The organism is Paenibacillus bovis, assembly GCF_001421015.2.
Classification (GTDB): Bacteria; Bacillota; Bacilli; order Paenibacillales; family Paenibacillaceae; genus Saccharibacillus; species Saccharibacillus bovis.
In genome coordinates this window covers 3,219,870-3,238,104 of record NZ_CP013023.1, presented here as the reverse complement: position 1 = coordinate 3,238,104, position 18,235 = coordinate 3,219,870, and the positions used below count along the sequence as shown (strand labels likewise).

The 18,235-nt window shown below is 46.8% G+C and carries 12 protein-coding genes; all 12 read right to left on the bottom strand.

Translation table 11 applies throughout. From position 1 onward, the window contains the following. Positions 1-89: 89 nt before the first annotated feature. The 12 genes from AR543_RS13825 to AR543_RS13770 all read right to left on the bottom strand — a co-directional run bounded on the left by AR543_RS13825 (position 90) and on the right by AR543_RS13770 (position 17,896). Positions 90-1,217, bottom strand: a complete 1,128-nt coding sequence (locus AR543_RS13825; protein WP_060535068.1) for a sugar ABC transporter substrate-binding protein — start codon at positions 1,215-1,217, stop codon at positions 90-92. A gap of 234 nt (positions 1,218-1,451) precedes the next feature. Further along, the gene (xylF, locus tag AR543_RS13820; protein ID WP_418304225.1) at positions 1,452-2,492 is read right to left on the bottom strand and encodes a D-xylose ABC transporter substrate-binding protein; all 1,041 of its coding nucleotides are present in this window, start codon (positions 2,490-2,492) and stop codon (positions 1,452-1,454) included. Between the two features lie 113 nt (positions 2,493-2,605). Then, complete coding sequence (locus AR543_RS13815) at positions 2,606-4,153, bottom strand: response regulator (RefSeq protein WP_060535066.1); 1,548 nt, start codon at positions 4,151-4,153, stop codon at positions 2,606-2,608. Continuing rightward, positions 4,128-5,594, bottom strand: a complete 1,467-nt coding sequence (locus AR543_RS13810) for a sensor histidine kinase (protein WP_060535065.1) — start codon at positions 5,592-5,594, stop codon at positions 4,128-4,130. Before AR543_RS13810 ends, AR543_RS13815 begins: the two co-directional genes overlap by 26 nt. Then, complete coding sequence (locus tag AR543_RS13805) at positions 5,591-6,571, bottom strand: sugar ABC transporter substrate-binding protein (protein ID WP_174703745.1); 981 nt, start codon at positions 6,569-6,571, stop codon at positions 5,591-5,593. The genes AR543_RS13810 and AR543_RS13805 overlap by 4 nt, the downstream gene beginning before the upstream one ends. Before the next feature lie 449 nt (positions 6,572-7,020). After that, the gene (gene cysI / locus AR543_RS13800; RefSeq protein WP_060535063.1) at positions 7,021-8,742 is read right to left on the bottom strand and encodes an assimilatory sulfite reductase (NADPH) hemoprotein subunit; all 1,722 of its coding nucleotides are present in this window, start codon (positions 8,740-8,742) and stop codon (positions 7,021-7,023) included. Positions 8,743-8,778: 36 nt separating this feature from the next. Continuing rightward, positions 8,779-10,626: an assimilatory sulfite reductase (NADPH) flavoprotein subunit gene (locus tag AR543_RS13795; RefSeq protein ID WP_060535062.1), complete on the bottom strand. Its 1,848-nt coding sequence runs from the start codon at positions 10,624-10,626 to the stop codon at positions 8,779-8,781. Between the two features lie 718 nt (positions 10,627-11,344). Further along, positions 11,345-12,184, bottom strand: coding sequence for a hypothetical protein (locus tag AR543_RS13790; protein ID WP_060535061.1), 840 nt, complete (start codon positions 12,182-12,184; stop codon positions 11,345-11,347). Between the two features lie 293 nt (positions 12,185-12,477). Further along, positions 12,478-13,023, bottom strand: coding sequence for a GrpB family protein (locus AR543_RS13785; RefSeq protein WP_060535060.1), 546 nt, complete (start codon positions 13,021-13,023; stop codon positions 12,478-12,480). An 85-nt stretch (positions 13,024-13,108) separates the two neighbouring features. After that, the gene (locus AR543_RS13780; RefSeq protein WP_060535059.1) at positions 13,109-14,299 is read right to left on the bottom strand and encodes an alanyl-tRNA editing protein; all 1,191 of its coding nucleotides are present in this window, start codon (positions 14,297-14,299) and stop codon (positions 13,109-13,111) included. 81 nt (positions 14,300-14,380) lie between these two features. Next, positions 14,381-14,836 (bottom strand): GNAT family N-acetyltransferase, encoded by a 456-nt coding sequence (locus AR543_RS13775; RefSeq protein WP_060535058.1) that lies wholly within the window; start codon positions 14,834-14,836, stop codon positions 14,381-14,383. Positions 14,837-15,076: 240 nt separating this feature from the next. Next, on the bottom strand, positions 15,077-17,896 hold the full coding sequence (locus tag AR543_RS13770) for a hypothetical protein (RefSeq protein WP_060535057.1): 2,820 nt from the start codon (positions 17,894-17,896) through the stop codon (positions 15,077-15,079). Positions 17,897-18,235 lie beyond the last annotated feature (339 nt).

Here is an 18,235-nt window from a genome sequence, read left to right as displayed (position 1 = left end):
GCACGGTTCATCTTTACCGGCACGCGAATGGCAAGACAGGAACATGATACTGTCCCTGTCTTACCACCAGCGTTTGGATAGGCTTATGCTTACAGACCTGTAAAGTCTTCCGCTTTGTAGTAGCCGGAATCGATCAGTTCTTTTTGCACATTGTCTTTGTCGACTACGATAACGTCGGTTTGTTTGGCTTTAACATCTACAGTGCCGTTATTGTAAGAGCCTGTCGTTTCCGGCGTTTTGCCTTCCAGTACTTCTACCGCCATACCCATTGCATCTTTGACCAGTGTACGAACATCTTTGAATACGGTCATGGATTGTTTTTTGTCGATGATATACTGGATAGAAGCCTGCTCGGCATCCTGGCCGGTAATAACATAACTCTTGATTGTAGAGTCGGCAGAGAATACATCGGCAATAGAGCGTGCTGTACCATCATTTGGTGCCAGAATTGCGATATCGCCTTTCATGTCATCCGATACGGCTGTCAGGTGAGTCTGGGCTTTATTTTTCGCTTCGTTTGGATCCCAGTTGGTTGTTACCTGACCGATAATTGCACCGAGCTGGTCACGGGACAGCTCTTTGGTGTCTTTCAGTGCTGCTGCTTCAGAGGAATTGGCAATTTTGAATGTGCCATCAGCAATTTTCGGTTGCAGTACTTCCCATGCGCCCTGGAAGAACAGGAATGCGTTGTTATCCGAGGATGCACCAGCATACAGGTAAAGCGGTACGCCGGAACCCTTGGCATGATCTACCAGGTATTGTCCTTGAGCTGCACCGACTGCGAGGCTATCGAACGTTACATAGTAGTCAACAGCATCGGTATCTGTGATCAGACGATCGTAGGAGATAACAGTAATGCCTTCTTTTTTGGCGGATTCAACAGCGGCTGCGGCAGCTGCTCCATCCTGAGGGCAAATGATCAATACTTTGATTCCTTTGCTGATCAGTGTTTCTACATTCTCTTTTTCTTTGGCAGATGAACCCTGACTGAACAGAATTTCTGTGGAATAGTTGGTGCCGGAGAGTGCATCTTTGAAGCGTTGCTCATCCTGTACCCATCTCGGTTCGTCTTTGGTCGGGAGGACGATACCAACGCTGACTGCGCTGCTGCTTCCACTGCCGCCAGTTCCATTAGCTCCGCCGCTGCATGCCGAGACCAGAACAGTTACCATCATAATAACGAGCAAAAGTGCCATGCCTTTGAAGTTTTTTCTCAATTGAATAACCCCTCTCAATCGTATCTGTCTTCTTACAGGACTAATCATATCACTGCTTTTATGCTATGTAAGCGCTTAACTATAGTACTCTTTTGCAATCATCTGTACTTTTTTATCCTGCCGTTATTCAGGCTGAAATAAGCAAACATCCCTGTACTACGCTGGTATGCGCGGTACAGGGATAAAATAAGATCTAATTTATCCGATGTTATAAAAATCGGCGTTGTTATGCGGTTATTGTACCGGTCCGTAAATCTCTTCACGGGAATGGAAATGATCCCGGATCATGGTCTGATCCAGATTGGATGCATCTACTGCAATCGGCTGGAGCAATACTGCAGGCACTTCGGTCTTGCCATTATTTACTTTTTGCCGGGTATCAATCTTCTCGCCGCGAGCCAGACGAATAGCCATATCCGCTGTCGTACCGGCCAGCTGCTGAAGAGGTTTATAGACAGTCATCGTCTGGGTTCCCTTGATAATGCGACGGGCTGCAGCAAGATCGCCGTCCTGACCAGCGACCGGAATCTGTCCAGCCATTCCTTTTTCCGCAAGGGCCTCGATCGCTCCGCCAGCGGTAGCATCATTGGCTACAATAACGGCATCCACCCGATTGCGGTTGGCCTGAAGCGCCTGCTGCATATTGGCTTTGGCATAGGCAGGCTGCCAGTCTTTGGACCACTGATCATACACTACCTGAATATCGCCACGTTCAATCAGGGGCTGCAAAATATCGAATACTCCTTTTTTGAACAGATGGGCGTTATTATCCGTATTCGCTCCGCCAATATATACATATTTTCCTTTGGGAACCTGCTTGATGATCGCACGGGCCTGCAGACGTCCTACTTCTTCATTATCAAAGGAAACATACAGATCTACATCGGCATTTTTCACCAGCCGATCATAGGACAGCACTTTGATGCCTGCATGATGTGCTTTCTGGATAAGCGCAGCGGCGGCTTCGGCATTATGCGGTACAATAACCAGCACATCGATCCCCTGCTGGATCATCTTCTCCGCCTGAACCATCTGACGTGCGTCATCCCCGTCTGCCGATTGGATGATTACTTCTGCGCCCCGCTGCTCTGCTGCTTGGCGGAACAGCTCACGGTCTTTTTTCCAGCGCTCTTCTACCAGGGTATCCATAACAAAGCCGATGCGGATCGTTTTGCTTTTGTGGTCTCCTGCATTTTCCGATTGGCTGCTGGAGCCTGTGGATGGAGATGCCGGCGTTCCTGCTCCTGATTGATGATTGGAAGAAGTCGATTTCATCGATAACGAACCGGCATTTGTCGACTCGGATGGCTGGGTTGTACCGGAATGACTGCAGGCAGAGAGCAGCATACCTAATAGAATCAAAAGCAGAAGTCTGCTGTCTCTATATCTCATGATGAACCACCCAGCAGTGTTTTTCGATATTCTGTCGGTGAGACCTCACACATTTTTTTGAATACCTTACTAAAATAATTGGGATCATGATAGCCCACTTCAAAAGTGATTTCCTTCATACTGCGCATCGGATCACTCATCAGCTTTTTGGCTTTGAGAATCCGGCATTCTGTCAGAAAATCAATATAGTTGATACCCAGCTGTTCTTTGAATAATTTGCTGATATAAAAAGGACTGAGTTCAAACTTCTGTCCAATCCCTTCCAGAGAAATGTCTTCGTGGGAATGTTCTGTAATATATTGCTTGATCTGCCGAATCGTATCCGGCTTGATCCGCTCCAGATGCTCCTGATAGCTCTGTTCCAGATGATTCAGGATATGACCGGTCTCGATACGCAGCTGACGATAATCCTGCGCTTCAAAAGAATACATCGGCGTCGTTATCTCTACACCGATCTCGGTCAACACCCGGGAGGCAATCCAGATCCGCTCCAAAATTCGCTGCTGAGCCTGCAAACGGCTGGTGCCTCTGTTCTCATACTGCCGCAACAGATCCAGTGTTTCTTCGCGGATACGTTCCCATTCTCCCAGACGCACCTGTTCAAAAAAGCGCTGTTCCCAGCTTCGGCCGGCATGCACATGCTCCTGATGCGCTGTATCCGCCGCCGTAACATCGGTATAAAATCGATATTTGACCGGAAGCGATATATCCATCGTAGCGATCAGTGCCTGTTGATAGGATTGGCGTACCTCTGCAAGTGATTCATACGTATTGCCAATACCGACAAACCAGCCTTGCCGATCATCCACACCTGCCGCCGATAACAGATCACGCGCAAGTGCAGAAGCCTGGGCACGAAAAGAAGTACCCGGTTTGCGAAAAGCGATTACCGGAATCTGCCGCCCGTATAATGCGCCTACCCAGCCGCTCCCCGTGTAACTGATCTTGGCTTTGATTGCACCATAAGCCTGCTCCTGGCCGGGAGGCAGCAGAACAGCAAGCGCGAACTTCTCACTGGCTGTATCAACTCCGAGCCAGCGTACCAATTCATCCGAATGAACCTGATGTACATGGTCAAATAGCAGCTGGGTTACGATATCGGCTTCAATAACCGGCATCATTTTCTGGAGTGCATCATTGCGGAGTTCACTTTGCTCACGATCCTTACGCTCCTGAATAATCTGTTCCAGCACTTTCTGTACGGTAGCTACGATCTCGCCAGCCTTGCTGGGCTTGAGCAGATAGTCCTTCACCCCCAGCTTGATCGCCCGCCGCGCATATTCAAACGTATCATAAGCCGTAACCATAATAACCTTGATATCCGGAAAAGCCATTCCAATATGTTCTGTCGTCTCCAGACCGTCCATACCCGGCATCCGAATATCCATCAGGATCAGGTCCGGCCTAAATTCCTCAGCCATACGGATAGCGATTTTGCCATTTTGGGCCTGCTCGATAATCAGATCGGTGAAGCTTTTTTGCAGAATCGCTTGCAGTCCTTCCCGTCCGACCTGCTCGTCATCCACGATTAGCAGCTTCATCATGTGCTGTATTTCTCCCCTTTTTCGGTAAATTCAAAATAACGGTAGTTCCTTTACCCGGACTGCTTATAATTTCTATTACATCGTCGGTTCCGTAAAACAGTCGCAGCCGCTGAATAACATTGTTGAATCCTATACCGGTAGAATGTCCTTCATTTTCGAGAGGATATTCATCCAGTATCTGCTGTATTTTCTCCGGACTCATACCGGGGCCATCATCTGCTATCCGGACCTGCACTTGTTCACCAAGGTCCTGTATGCTGATACGGATCGTTCCTCCATTTTCATCAGGCTCGACCGCATGAATGATAGCGTTCTCAATAATCGGTTGAAGAGTGAGGCCGGGGATCGGAACATGCAGGCAGCTGTCATCAATATCAGTCTCTACATGGAGCCGATCGGTGAACCGTGCTTTTTGGATCTCCATATACTGCTGGATAACATTGACCTCGTTATACAGCGTAACCGAGCGGTCGAGACGTTTGAGATTGTAGCGCAGCAATCCGGCTACACTCACCAGCAGATCACTCGTTTCCTCGGCACCTTCAAGAAAAGCTTTTTTGGACAAGGTATCCAGTATATTGAACAGAAAATGGGGATTGATCTGACTCTGCAGACTGCGAAGCTGGCTTTCCTTGAGCAGGAGTTTGCTGCGCTGAAGCTCGCTTTCCAGCTGTGCGTTCTGCTGAATCTCCAGGATCAGGTTGTTGATATTGATACGCATATGCTCGAACATCCGGGCCAGAAATGAGATTTCGTCTGTGGAGTTCACTTTGACTTGCAGATCAAACCGTCCTTTGGCCAGTTCCTGGGCTGCACGAGTCAGCTGCTGGATCGGATGGGTAATACTCAGCGAGAACCAGTAAGTAAATAACAGCAGAATAAACGTAATCGTCAGCAAAATCAGCACACCCAGCTGCTTGAATTCGTTGGACTGCTTGATCATCTGACGGTAGGATTGTTCATACGTATGAATATCCTTGTCCAGCAGGGTCAATGTCATTTCCGAGATATATCTGGAAATGCGTGTAGCTTCGGCAAAAGCATTCACGGAATCTTCGGTTTCTTTTTCCGAATGGAACATCACCGAGCGGTCGGTCGCTTCAATCAAACTATCCACCAGATTCATATAACTGGTCAAAGCAAAATCATTTTGTTCATTGCGCAGCATACCTACCGACCACTGCACATTTTTTAGTTGATGCTCCCTGCTGCGCAGACTGCTCAAATTCCCCTCGGTAGGCGTGAGCCGGTAATTATTGAGCGAGGTAATCAGCTGCTGGCTCGCTGTCGTCACTTCGTTCATCCGTAGATAACGCTGCAGAATATCATTATACTGCTCCTGCGTTTTCTGATTATAGTAAGTCAGCGTGATCCAGATCACCGCCATAATAAACATAACGACTGCAGTCAGTGTCCATATTTTCCGCTGAATACCGATCATTGCACATCCACCGGTTGTATAATTCGTATGCTGGTAAAGAAACCCTTGGTATTAAGCGGGATTTCTTCTCCTTTGAGCCACCGGGTCATCATTTGTACACTCATCTTGCCCATAGTATCCGGTGACTGCTCAATCACTCCATCCAGCTTGCCCTTGCGCAGCAGGGACAGGATATCGGGATGATCATCAAATGAATAGATGTGATATGGAGCAATCTGCGAACGCCGCTCAATCTCCTGGACCATTGCGCTGGTCAGATTGGCATCTATAGATATGAATGCGTTTACATCAGGGAAGCGATTTAAACCATCCTGTGTCGCTGCAATCACCTTTTCTTTTTGATTGGAAGTCTGAATATAGTGAGTCTGGATAAGCGGATAGTTATGCAATACTTCCATCACTCCTTTTACCCGCTGCTGCTGGTCGTACTCTTCGCGATCATTGCCGAGCAAAATAACGTTTCCTTTTTCGCCCATATCTTTGATCATTTGCCGGGCAATAGTGCGTCCTGCCATGATGGGATCAGATCCTACATAAGTCTTGCGCATACTATCGGTCATCGGAACATCACTCGCCACCGTAATAATCGGAATGCCGTAAAAAGCAGCCTTGATTTTGGTCATTTCTTGAAAAGGCTCAGTGTCCAGTCCCTGAACAATAATACCGTCCATCCGGGAATCAATCGCAATCTCGATTTGTTTAAGAAAATCGTTCTGATCTTCTCCATAGCTTCCCCATACTTCCAGCGTGGCTCCCTGCTGTGAAGCTTCTTTCTTGGCACTCTCTCCGATTTTATCCCAAAATGGTGTACTCAAATCATGAGTAATAAGTACAAGACGATACTGGGATGTTTTTTTTGCTGCAGATTGTGGCAACTGCTGCTGATCGGATTGTACCATTCGTACTACAGTAGCAATCGTAAAACAAAGCAAAATGATGCAAACCGAGCCAAGTGCCAAGCTGATTCTTTTATGCAAGCCAATCATTCCTTTTTCATAGAGGTTCATTTTTGTATAAGGATTGCCGAATTTTGCGATTTTGCCAGAGCAGGTGTTTATACTCTAACAAATCCTTTATCGGTTGGGTAGAAATTTTTTACCAGTATAATTTATAACAGATACTAAGGTATAGAGTAAGGCGTATTTATAATCAATATTAAGATACAGGGTGAGAATCCGAATATCGTAGACTCCCAGAATAGATAATCGGTAACAGAAAAATAGGATATTGCTGCTCTTCCTTATGTAGAGTTACCTGTGTATCATGCTGCCTGTCATGTATACGTAATTGAGCTGCGAATAACTACGATTCAGGAAACGATGTTGCTCTAAAACCAAAAACACCAAAAGACCCGATGTCTGTATAGACACGGGTCTCTCGGGAAGCCGAAACTTGCTGGCATATAGCTATCTACTATAAAAGTGGATCAGGCGTGGAATTGCCGTCCGTCATAGACAGCATCCACATAACCGGCACGGATTACAAAGTCTCCAAAATGCTCGCCTTCGTTACGCTCGGCTGCATAGCGGCCAAAGATCGGCTGTAGGGTGGACAGAATCTCATCCTCATTGATATTTTCCTTGTACATCTTGTTCAGGCGGCTGCCGTCAAAGCTGCCTCCAAGATACATATTATAGCGTCCTGGTGCTTTCCCGATAAAGGACAGTTCTGCCAGTGCCGGACGTGCACAGCCATTCGGACAGCCGGTCATGCGGATTACAATATCCTCGTTACGCAGACCGACAGCGTCCAGTTGATTTTCCAGCTTGGTCATTAGTTCTGGTAAATAGCGTTCCGCTTCGGCCATCGCCATTCCACAGGTTGGCAGTGCTACACAGGCCATCGAATTACGACGCAGTGCCGAGTAATGTGCACCATCGGTCAGATGGTAACGAGCAATCAGCGCTTCAATGGTTTTCTTCTTCGCGCTGGTGATACCACCGATCACCAGATTCTGGTTCGGCGTCAGACGGAAATCACCCGTGTGTACTTTGGCAATCTCGCGCAAACCAGTCATCAGCTGATAATCGCCATCATCCATAATGCGTCCATTCTCGATAAATAGGGTTAGCAGCCATTTGCCATCAGCCCCTTTGACCCAACCATAACGATCACCATTATGGTCAAATTGGAATGGGCGTGCTTCCTGCAGCTGCCAGCCAAGACGTTCATGCAGTTCGGCCACGAGCCAGTCCAGTCCGCGATCATCGATTGTGTATTTGAAGCGCGCATGTTTGCGCACTGCGCGGTCGCCGTAGTCACGCTGAATCGTTACTACTTTCTCGGCGACATCAATCATCTGGTCCGGTGTAATAAAGCCGATCACTTTGGATACCTGCGGATACGTCTTGTCATCCCCGTGGGTCATCCCCATACCACCGCCTACGGCTACGTTGAAGCCCTGCAGCAGACCATTTTCCACGATAGCGATAAAGCCCAGATCCTGGGAAAATACATCTACATCGTTGGAAGGCGGTACAGCAATACCAATCTTAAATTTACGCGGTAGATAGACTGCTCCGTAGATCGGTTCCTGTTCTACACCATCACGGCTATCAATGACTTTTTCTTCATCCAGCCAGATCTCATGATAAGCGCGGGTACGCGGATCGAGATGTGTACTTACTTTGCAGGCCCAGTCATATACCTGTGCATGTACAGCGGATTGATCCGGATTGGTGTTGCACATGACGTTACGGTTCACGTCGCCGCAGGCTGCAAGGGTGCTCAGCAGCGCATCATTAACTTCGCGAATCGTATTTTTGAGATTCCATTTGAGTACGCCATGCAACTGGAACGATTGGCGTGTGGTCAAGCGGATCGTATTGTTGCCGTATTTATGAGAGATATCGTCCATCATCAGCCACTGGGCCGGAGTCACGATACCACCGGAAGCACGTACGCGCAGCATGAACTGATACGCAGGCTCCAACTTTTGCTTTTTCCGTTCATTGCGTAGATCGCGGTCATCTTGCATATAACTGCCGTGATGCTTCATAAGACGATTATCATCCTCGGGAATAGAGCCGGTGATTGGATCTTTCAGCGTCTCCTCAAGGCTACCGCGCAGGTATTGACTATTACGCTTGATGTCCTCTACATCACTGTGCGGAGCATCATGCGGCGGATATTTTTCATACTGGACCATTTTGTGTTCTCCTCTCGTAATCGCCGGGATTCCCCATTAATATACATCCCGCTGATAACGTTTTTGCTGCAGCATATTACTCATATATTCAGCCGCTGCTTCCTGGCTCAGGTTACCTTCCTGAACAAGAATCTTTTCCAGGGTCAGATGCACATCGTTCGCCATGTTCTTCTCATCACCACAGACATAGACGATCGCACCTTCCTGAATCCATTCATACAGTTCGCGGCTTCTCTCCATCATACGGTGCTGAACATAGACCTTCTGATCGGTATCCCGGGAAAAGGCTACATCCATACGTGTTAGTACGCCATCTTTGAGCCAGCGCTGCCATTCGGTCTGATACAGGAAATCGGTCGCAAAGTGCTGATCTCCGAAGAACAACCAGCTCTTGCCTTCTGCTCCGGTCTCTTCACGTTCCATCATAAAGGCACGGAACGGCGCTACTCCGGTACCCGGACCGATCATAATAATCGGTGTGGAAGCGTCATGAGGCAGCTTGAAATTCTCGTTATGCTGAATATAAACCGGAAGTGTATCTCCTGCCTCCAGACGTTCTGCCAGATGTACGGAACATACACCATAACGCTGACGTCCGTGCTGTTCATATTCCACTTTGCGAACCGTCAGATGTACTTCATCCGGTGCAGCCTGCATACTGCTTGAAATGGAATATAGACGTGAAGGCATCTTGCGCAGTAGGGACAGGAATTCATCGGCCGGAATACCTTTCAGGCTATAATCCTGAACCAGATCCAGCAGATCGCGTCCATACAGATAGTTACGCAGATCCTGCTCGCGACCTTCTTCGAGCAGATCGTACAGCTGTTCATGATCAGCGAGTCCGGCTACTTTTTCGAGCAGCGGTTTGGTTAGTACGCTGATCTCATAGTGACGCAGTAGCGCATCCCGTACACTCAGATGATCACCATTTTTATTAATAACGATCGATTCATTGCCGTCCCACTCCATCGCCTGAATCAATTCGTCAACGAGCAGCGGATGATTCTCCGGATACACACCCAGACTGTCGCCGGGCTCATACTGAAGACCCGATCCTTCGAGGGACAGTTCAACATGGCGCGTCTCCCGGCTGGAGCCGCGTCCGTTCAGATTGAGATTCTCCAGCACTTCTGCCGGGAATGGACGGGTACGGGAATAAGGTGACTCGGCGGCAGCTTCAGTCGTGTCCGTTGTTCCAGATACAGCTGCTGCTCCCGCCACTGTCGCTGAAGATTGGGCTTGTCCCAGAGAGGACAGTACCTGATCAATCCATTCAGCAGCCTGTTCTTCAAAGTCTACATCGCAATCGGCACGTGCTACGATACGTTCTGCGCCCAATTCTTCCAGGCGCTTATCAAAGTCCTTGGCGGTCTGACAGAAAAATTCATAGGATGTGTCACCCAGACCAAGAACAGCATATTTGGCATCTGCCAGCTGTGGTGCACGTTTGCTGTGCAGGAATTCATAGAAAGGAATAGCATTATCCGGCGGATCGCCTTCTCCCTGTGTGCTAACGAGAACCAGCAGGTTTTGGACCTTTTTGAGGTTATTCGGTTTGTAATCGCCCATGGACGAGAGCGTTACATCAAATCCCTGGGAAGTCAGCTGCTGTGCCAGCTTTTTGGACAATCCCTGGGCATTGCCTGTTTGTGAGCCAAACAGTACAGTCACTTCTTTGGATACGGAAGGTACTGCCTGTACATTTGCCGCAGTGTCTACGGCTGGTACTTGAACAGTCGAAGTGCTTGCACCTGTCTGAATACCTGCTGTCAGGTATCCACTTAGCCAGATTCGCTGCGTATCAGTCATTGTCGGCAGCAGGCGATTCAGCAGCTCGGCCTGCTCCGGTGTAAAAGGACTATTACTTACTTGAAGTTCCAACGATATCCACCCCATCATTTAGCATGACAACATGCTAATCCCTAGTATAGTGCTCAGATTAATTTTACTTCTTTGAACTTATCATAGTGCAAGAAATGGGTCAATTAGAATGCCTTATAGGTCTTATCAGTTCTGCTGATGATTGAGATCAGATGAGGCTTTATTGTACATATATACGGATAAAATAGATGGATATGAGTTTTTTTCGGTTTTTGTTGCTTCTGAGGCTCAGATATGGTTAAGTATCCTCTTTTTTCTTTCTTTGTTGATATAGTGCGATGAATGTTGCTTTGTTGCGTGGTGTCTAAGTAGTTTTTTTTTATTATTGTGAATTTTTCATGTGTTGAAATTATCATTTAAATAAATAGGATGGTTGGAATTTTAAAATTTATTGGATTTTAGATCCTCTTCCAAATCATCACTTATTAAAGTTATTTTTTTAATTTTTTCTTAAAATCTCTTATGTATATCATCAAATTTTGTTGTCTATGCTAGACGTAGTGCGATTAATTGCATTATTTATAAACAACTTTTAAAAGTGTTATTTATATAAATTAAAGATCTTTTTTCTTTTAGTAATCATCAACCCATAATAAAAAGCACTTCTATCGGTTTGTAAGATACCCACGTTGGGTTTTCCTGCAAAGCGATACGAAGTGCTTTTGTTTCAATCTATTTTATTATCAAGCTATTAGTAATGAGATATCTGTAGTACTGCTTATTTTACATAAACGCTAAATTCATAATTAACTTCGTGGTCTTTGTCCCATTGCGCGCTTACGTTATAGATGTAGTATCCGGGCTGGGCAGGCAGTTTATATTGGCCGTTGGTTATTTCGCGTTTTGCATAGTTCTGACCTTTTTTCAGAGACAGTGTTACTTTGGTCGGCTTGCCGGCTGTCGTAATCGACAACACAGACGACTTGGGCAGCTTCGGGGCAGCTTTTTTCATTGCTGCATTGATGGTCTGCGGGTCGAATCCGATACCTGCTACGACTCCTTCGTTACCATCAGACCAGATTCCTGTCCATGTGCTTCCTTCATACTGAAGATCCAATGGAGTGGAACCATGCTTGACTACAAGCTGGTCACCAGTAAAAGTCAGTTCTGATTTGGGAGTAAAAAAATTTCGCAGAATATCTGCATATTCCACTGTTGTCTCATAGCCGTGAGATTGGCCGTTTTTGTTCGATACGATCAAGGCAGATGTACCTTTCTCGTTACCGAGTGCGAGCATATATTTCTCTTTGCTTCCATCCTTTTTGTGGACCGTAATTTCATATTCTGCCTTATAATTCAGCTGTCCTTCCAGATCTGTACTTCTAACGATAGCCTGCTGGAATATTTCTATGATGGTCGCGTCTGTATAAGTACGGGCTATACATGGGAAAGCATGTTTAACCGGTAGACAGGTGACCTGCACGGATGCGGTAGCTTCGACGATTTTCTGCAATTGTTCTGGTGTGGCCGGGCTTGCATGGGTAGTAAATGGCAGGAGTGATAACCCCAAGCAGGCCATTAGCAGAAGCCCAGCCACCTTTTGGAAAATAGCTTTCATTCATTTCATCCTCATTTCTCTTTTATGTATTTACTGTTAAATTATAGAATAAATAAGCTGCAGAGTCACTATCATTTCGTACAGGCAGCCTGACTTGATGCCGAACTACCTGTACATTTTGCTGGGCTACTATACATTTGGTATTTGTATTTAGGCCGATAGTGCTGTTTATTATTTGTTTTTTGAATAAACGCTTTTCTGAACCTAATATAGAGATATCCCGATACTTGCTACAGATCATTCGACTGAAACGTGTCTTTTGAACCTTGCCTTTTAAGCACGCTGACCTGTTATTACTCTGCGTTTCTCAACTGAAATATATGCTGGATATAAGCTTCTTTATGAGCCGTGTACTCCTGAATGCCTTCCGCATTCTGTCCAGTAAATGATTTCTTAACAGCCTCATATTCTTGACGGGCAGCTGCATGGGTATTCATATAATCCCTGAAAAACAGCATATCTTTCCAGTGTTCGCTATCATACGGAAGCATATGAATAAAATGCGTTTTGATCTCAAAGGAAGAATCACGAAAGCGGGCAAACACAATCTCGTCCGGACGCTCTACCTTCAATCGATAAAATCCGATACTGCGCAGTGAATCTTCATACTCACTTGCTTCCGTCTCCAGCTGTGTCACCCCTATCGCAATATCCAGAACCGGCTTGGCCTGAATGTCCTGAATAGCTGTGCTGCCAATATGCTGGATCAACTGCTCCTGCAGCTGTGGAATAGCGTTATGGATCTTCTGCCGCATTCGCTGGAATTCCTCTACCCAGCCAGGATGATGTGGAACGAGACGTACTTCGTTACGGGCAAGGCCAAGTGGTGGATGCTTCATCTCACTCTCCCCTTTCCATTATGCTAACGACACCGCCTATCATGGAGCATAATAACATAAGGTAGCATGATTATAATTCGGCTCATTATTGGGAAAGCTGAACAGACGCATATTCATAAAACCTCAGCAAGTCTTCTTCATTCGTAAATCCGCCCTGTGCAGACTGATCATTACCGCCGCCTTTTCCGTCAAAAGAAGCCAGATGTTCTTTGAAAAAAGCTCCGCAACGCAGTTCGCTCTGTTCATGACGTGCAAGCAGAATTTTGCGATCCTGTTTGGTAGCCAGCAATACATTGTGCTGCTGTCCTATCAGCAGCTCACTCGCAATACGCTGTAGATCCTGCAAAGATTTATTGTCAAATATATACGTCAGTACCGATGAATGGGCTGCTTCTGCCTCTCTGATTAGCTGCTCTGCCAAATACCGGCTATTTTCGCGACGCAGCTGTTCGATCTCTGCTTTGAGTCCCTGCTGCTCTTCTTCCCATTTGTGGAAACGCTCCACGACATCCTTGCGTCCTGTATTAAAACGGCTGGTGAATACATCAAGGGTAGCAAGTGCTTCCTGGTAATCCGCGAGCGCACGATAACCATATTTGAAAAATAGACGTACATGCCCTTTTTGCTTCTCGGCACGATAAAGTTTGAGGATTCCCAGTTCACCGGTACGCGCCACATGAGTACCACCGCAGGCATTATGTTCTACTCCTTCAATTTCGACAATACGGATATGCTCTGTTACCTTGGGCATCTTCACCAGTGTGAGCCGGGACAGCTCTTCTTCATTAACAAAATAGCTATGTACCGGCAGATTTTGATAAATATACGCATTGACCTTCTGCTCCAGCTCCATCATTTCCATAGTAGAGAACGAGGAGCGATCAATATCAATCGTGGCATAATCTTCGCCCATATGAAAGCTGAGAGTAGGCGCACTCCACTCTTGCAGGCAAATAGCTGATAGCAGATGCTGTCCTGTATGCTGCTGCATATGATCGAATCGGCGCTGCCAGTCGATTTGGCAATGTATTGCACTACCTATCTCCAATCCGCCCAACTGCTCGATCTGGTGAACAATCTGCTGCTCCCGTCGCTGCACGTCAAGCACGCGTACGTTGCCAATCATGCCAGTGTCGCTCGGCTGTCCCCCTCCTTCAGGATAAAAAGCCGTCTCTGCGAGACAGATATAATACCGCCCCTGGTGCTCATAGGCTTCGGTAATGACTGTATCCCAGCTGGTTGTATAGGCCGACTCGTAATATAGTGTATTCATCATATCGTTTCCTTTCCAAATACGGATTGTGTAGGTTAGTTATTGGAGCTATCGTTCCCTGGTGTAAAGCGATGTGGACAGGTATCAGATATTCTCCTGTTCTATCAGACTCTTTACCATTATACGATGCGGAATACCAATCTCGGTAAAAGGTTCTCCTGTGATCTGATACGCCAGCTTCTCATAAAAGGGGATCGCTACCTGCCGGGCATGCAGCATAATATCACAGTATCCTTCTTCGCGAGCGGTATGCTCGGCATAGTGAACCAGCTTGCGTCCTATATTCTGACCGCGCAGTGCCGGATCGACAGCGACCTGCTTCATTTGCAGTGTACGCGAATCAATCGGTTTTAGCAGCAGAACACCTACTACCTTATTATCGTACAGAGCAATAATATGAGTCGCATACGCTTCCCCTTCTAGATTCTCGTTCCATAGGCTCATGCCGAGCGGCTGACGGAGCACACGGTCTCTCAGTTCAAGTGATTGTTGATACAGCGGATCATCCGTCGGGACGTTCTGGATATTTATTTCGCTCATAGTTAACTCCTCCAATTCACTATTTTTTATTTTTCAGGTAGTGAAATACAATTAGGTATGTATGAAGCAGTTAATCATATCTGTCCAAGAAGATCAAGACAAAAGGCAGACCCCAAGGTCTGCCTCACTGCTCACTGCTCACTGCTCACTGCTCACTGCTCACTGCTCACTGCTCACTGCTCACTGCTCACTGCTCACAAATGTGCCCTATTGCATTTTGAATGTCAAGCCGATTGGGCGTTATGCCAGTTTGATCTCCACTTCGGAAGGTACTTTGGTCAGCAGCCTGATTTCTCCACGTATCCCGCAATTTACAAAATGATAATTTTCTCCACGGGTACACACCGGAGCATCCGGATCATCCGCAAAATTCCGGATGCCTTTGTACTGATCCGGACTGACGAGATGACGATCACCATCGATATGCAGATGCGGACCATAACGGTTATATGTGCTGGGAATGAGCTCAACGGCTATTTGGAGCCGGAGCTGCTTGGGATCATTGGCATAAGTCCCAGGCTTTTCCGCCGGATTTCGATCTTCTTTTTGCGATTGCCTGATAGCCTGCATAGGCAGAGGAACCTGCCAATCCGGTGCCCAGCACCAGCCTGCCAGTTCACCATTAATTCGTATACAGGCAGTATCTGCATCCACATCGGTCAGCTGCACATATAGTTCCTCTGTTGCTATATCCAGACGGTCTGCATCGATAGACACTGTAGTCGTCATCTCAACAGGCTCTGTATAAAAAGGATACCCTGATTGAACAATCGATTGCGGATTCAGCATTAACGCTTGCCCTGACTGAGGATTCGGCATTCCAACAAGGCGCAGAGGCCCCGAAGTATAACATTGTCTCTTATCTTTATCCCGATACGGCGAATCACTGTATACCAAAAAATTCCCTTCCAAAAACGCGACCGGATCTGGCTCTGCAGCAACTTTTGTTTGTATGGTGATATGCAGATGATTTTGCTTCTCAACCAGCTGTGCCGGAATACTGTAACGAAAAGGCGGCTGCGATAGTGGGCTTCCCTCTGTAAGCTCCACATTAATATCCTGATCATTGATCCTAACAGCCAGCGGCTGATCCAGTAATACCAGTTGGATATCGGCAGGCTGATCAGTTATTGAATCATGATCTATCGGTATATCGATACTCCACCATCCCTCGCCTTTGTCTTCCCAGTAGATCGTATAATTATTGGAAGCAGGCAGGCTCATGCTCCATAATGACTGTTCGGGAACACGTGCATCCAGCCGGACATTATCAGCACGTTTTTTATCCGCCCCATCCGCTGCAATGGGAATGGAAGCATGTGCTGTATGACTGCTGTTTCTTTGATCCAGATCGGCAGGCAGATGAGCAGGATTGATCAATTCCACACCAGCTGCAATCATGCGTTCTATCATTGTAGGCTCATCACCGTTCCCTGATGACTGCCACACACATCCTTCTGCTGGCATTACCCTGGAATATCGGCGCTCTCCGATACGTACGCTGCCATTTTCGAGCATGCCGGTTTCTTCCAAAACACGTTCCTCGGTAAACTCATAATGAATGCCTGCTTGATGACAATATTCTACCAGCTGCATAAAGGTATTGCTGATCCTGCCTGCTGGTGTATCCGGTACTCCGGCACCATCGTGTACGTTAATTACCATCGCGTCTGCCGGATGAAAAGAAGCCATTACTCCACGCGTAGGTGTAACAATGAGCAGTTCAGGCTCTTTACTGCGCAGATCAGGCAAGTACCTGGTCTGTTCGCGAATCGATTGCAGCACCTGCGGAAAAACCTTATGCCAGCTGAGGTGCAGTGGCATCGAAGGCGGCCAGTCATGTACAGCCTGTGAGCTCAATTCATATTGACTGAGATGCAGAACGAACTGGCGCACTCCATGTCCGGCCAGCCAGAGGATGTACCGGGAAAATGTCTCTGGTGTTACTCCCCAGCCGCTGCCGCCATGCGCTTCAGCCAGACATCCGCTTCTTCCTTGTTGGACAGCGATTGAATGTACCATCCGTGGATAGAAATCATTACCGGGATAACGTTCCAGAGCATCGATTCCCGGCAAGGTAAGACCCTGCAATACACTGAAGCAGGAACCGCTGTGTACGAGTTGAAAAAAGGGATTTTCTTCGCCTTTCAAGTGGCCGGTAAACAGCTTGCCGTGACGATCGCACCATTCGGCAATCGGACGGTAGTATCCTTCGACCAGTGCATCAGTCAGCAATTCCCAGTAGCGAATGCGCAGCTGCTGCACCTTTTCACTTAGACCATTCTGTTCTTTACTGCCTGGAGCAGCACCATACGTATAGGAATAAAGCCTGCTAGGAATGTCCTGTCTTTCTGGAGATGTCCGCTTGGTAGCAACGCTCCTGTCTACCCCATATCCCGCTCCTTCCGAAGTCAGCGCTTCAGATTCCGTGTTTTCCTTGTCTATAAATAACAGCGGCAGCAAAGGCTCCAATGCTTCTCCATAACGCTGCATATAACGCTCCGGCAGCTCTCGATGCCATGGTACCGCTCCTTTTTCCACAGAAACGCTGTGGCCATCCAGAAAACCAACCTCATCTGTAAAAAATCCGGTTACATATTCAAACGCCTCCGGCTGCAATCCTGTACGATACCCTTCATGGGTAATTGCGATAAAAGTATCTGTTGCTTCCCGATCCAGTGAAGACACCGCGGACCGGGCATGTACTTCTACATGATGTCTACTTGTATCTGTTTTGTACTCCAACCACTCGCAGGTTAACTGCGGATGCCGGGCAATCACTTGACCACCGGCCGTCCCGGAAGGCCATCCATTCTCATCATATATCCAGAACTCCATCCCTATCGAGCGGGCATGCAGGATGACCTCTGACAGAATATCCAGATACACCTGACTCATATAGGCTGGCTGATCCGGATAATAACGCGGGTGAAATACAACGCCTTCAATACCGGATTGCTGCAATTCATCCAGCTGACGAATCAGCCGGTTAGCATTCAGACTATCATTAATAGACCAAAAGACCAGAAACTGTAACCGATTCTCTTCCAGAACAATCACTCCTTTATACCGGATAAATCAAAAGCTGCCGGCATCGTCTACTTTCTGACTCCAGTATAGGAATACCAAACAAACGACAAAAGGAGATTTTTATGGATAAATTTGAAAATTTTACAGATCCTACACGCTATGTAACTTGTATTCTTTTGCGTAAATATGTAAATTAGTTCTAAAGGATGATATATATTCTAAAAAAGGAGTCCGATATTATGTTTATAATGCCCATATTATCTAATCTTATAAACAAAGGTGGACGATGAATTTGAAAATGAACATTATGAATAAAATCCTTTTGGGCTATATTATTATAGTACTTTTTTTTGCGGCAACAATCGTAAT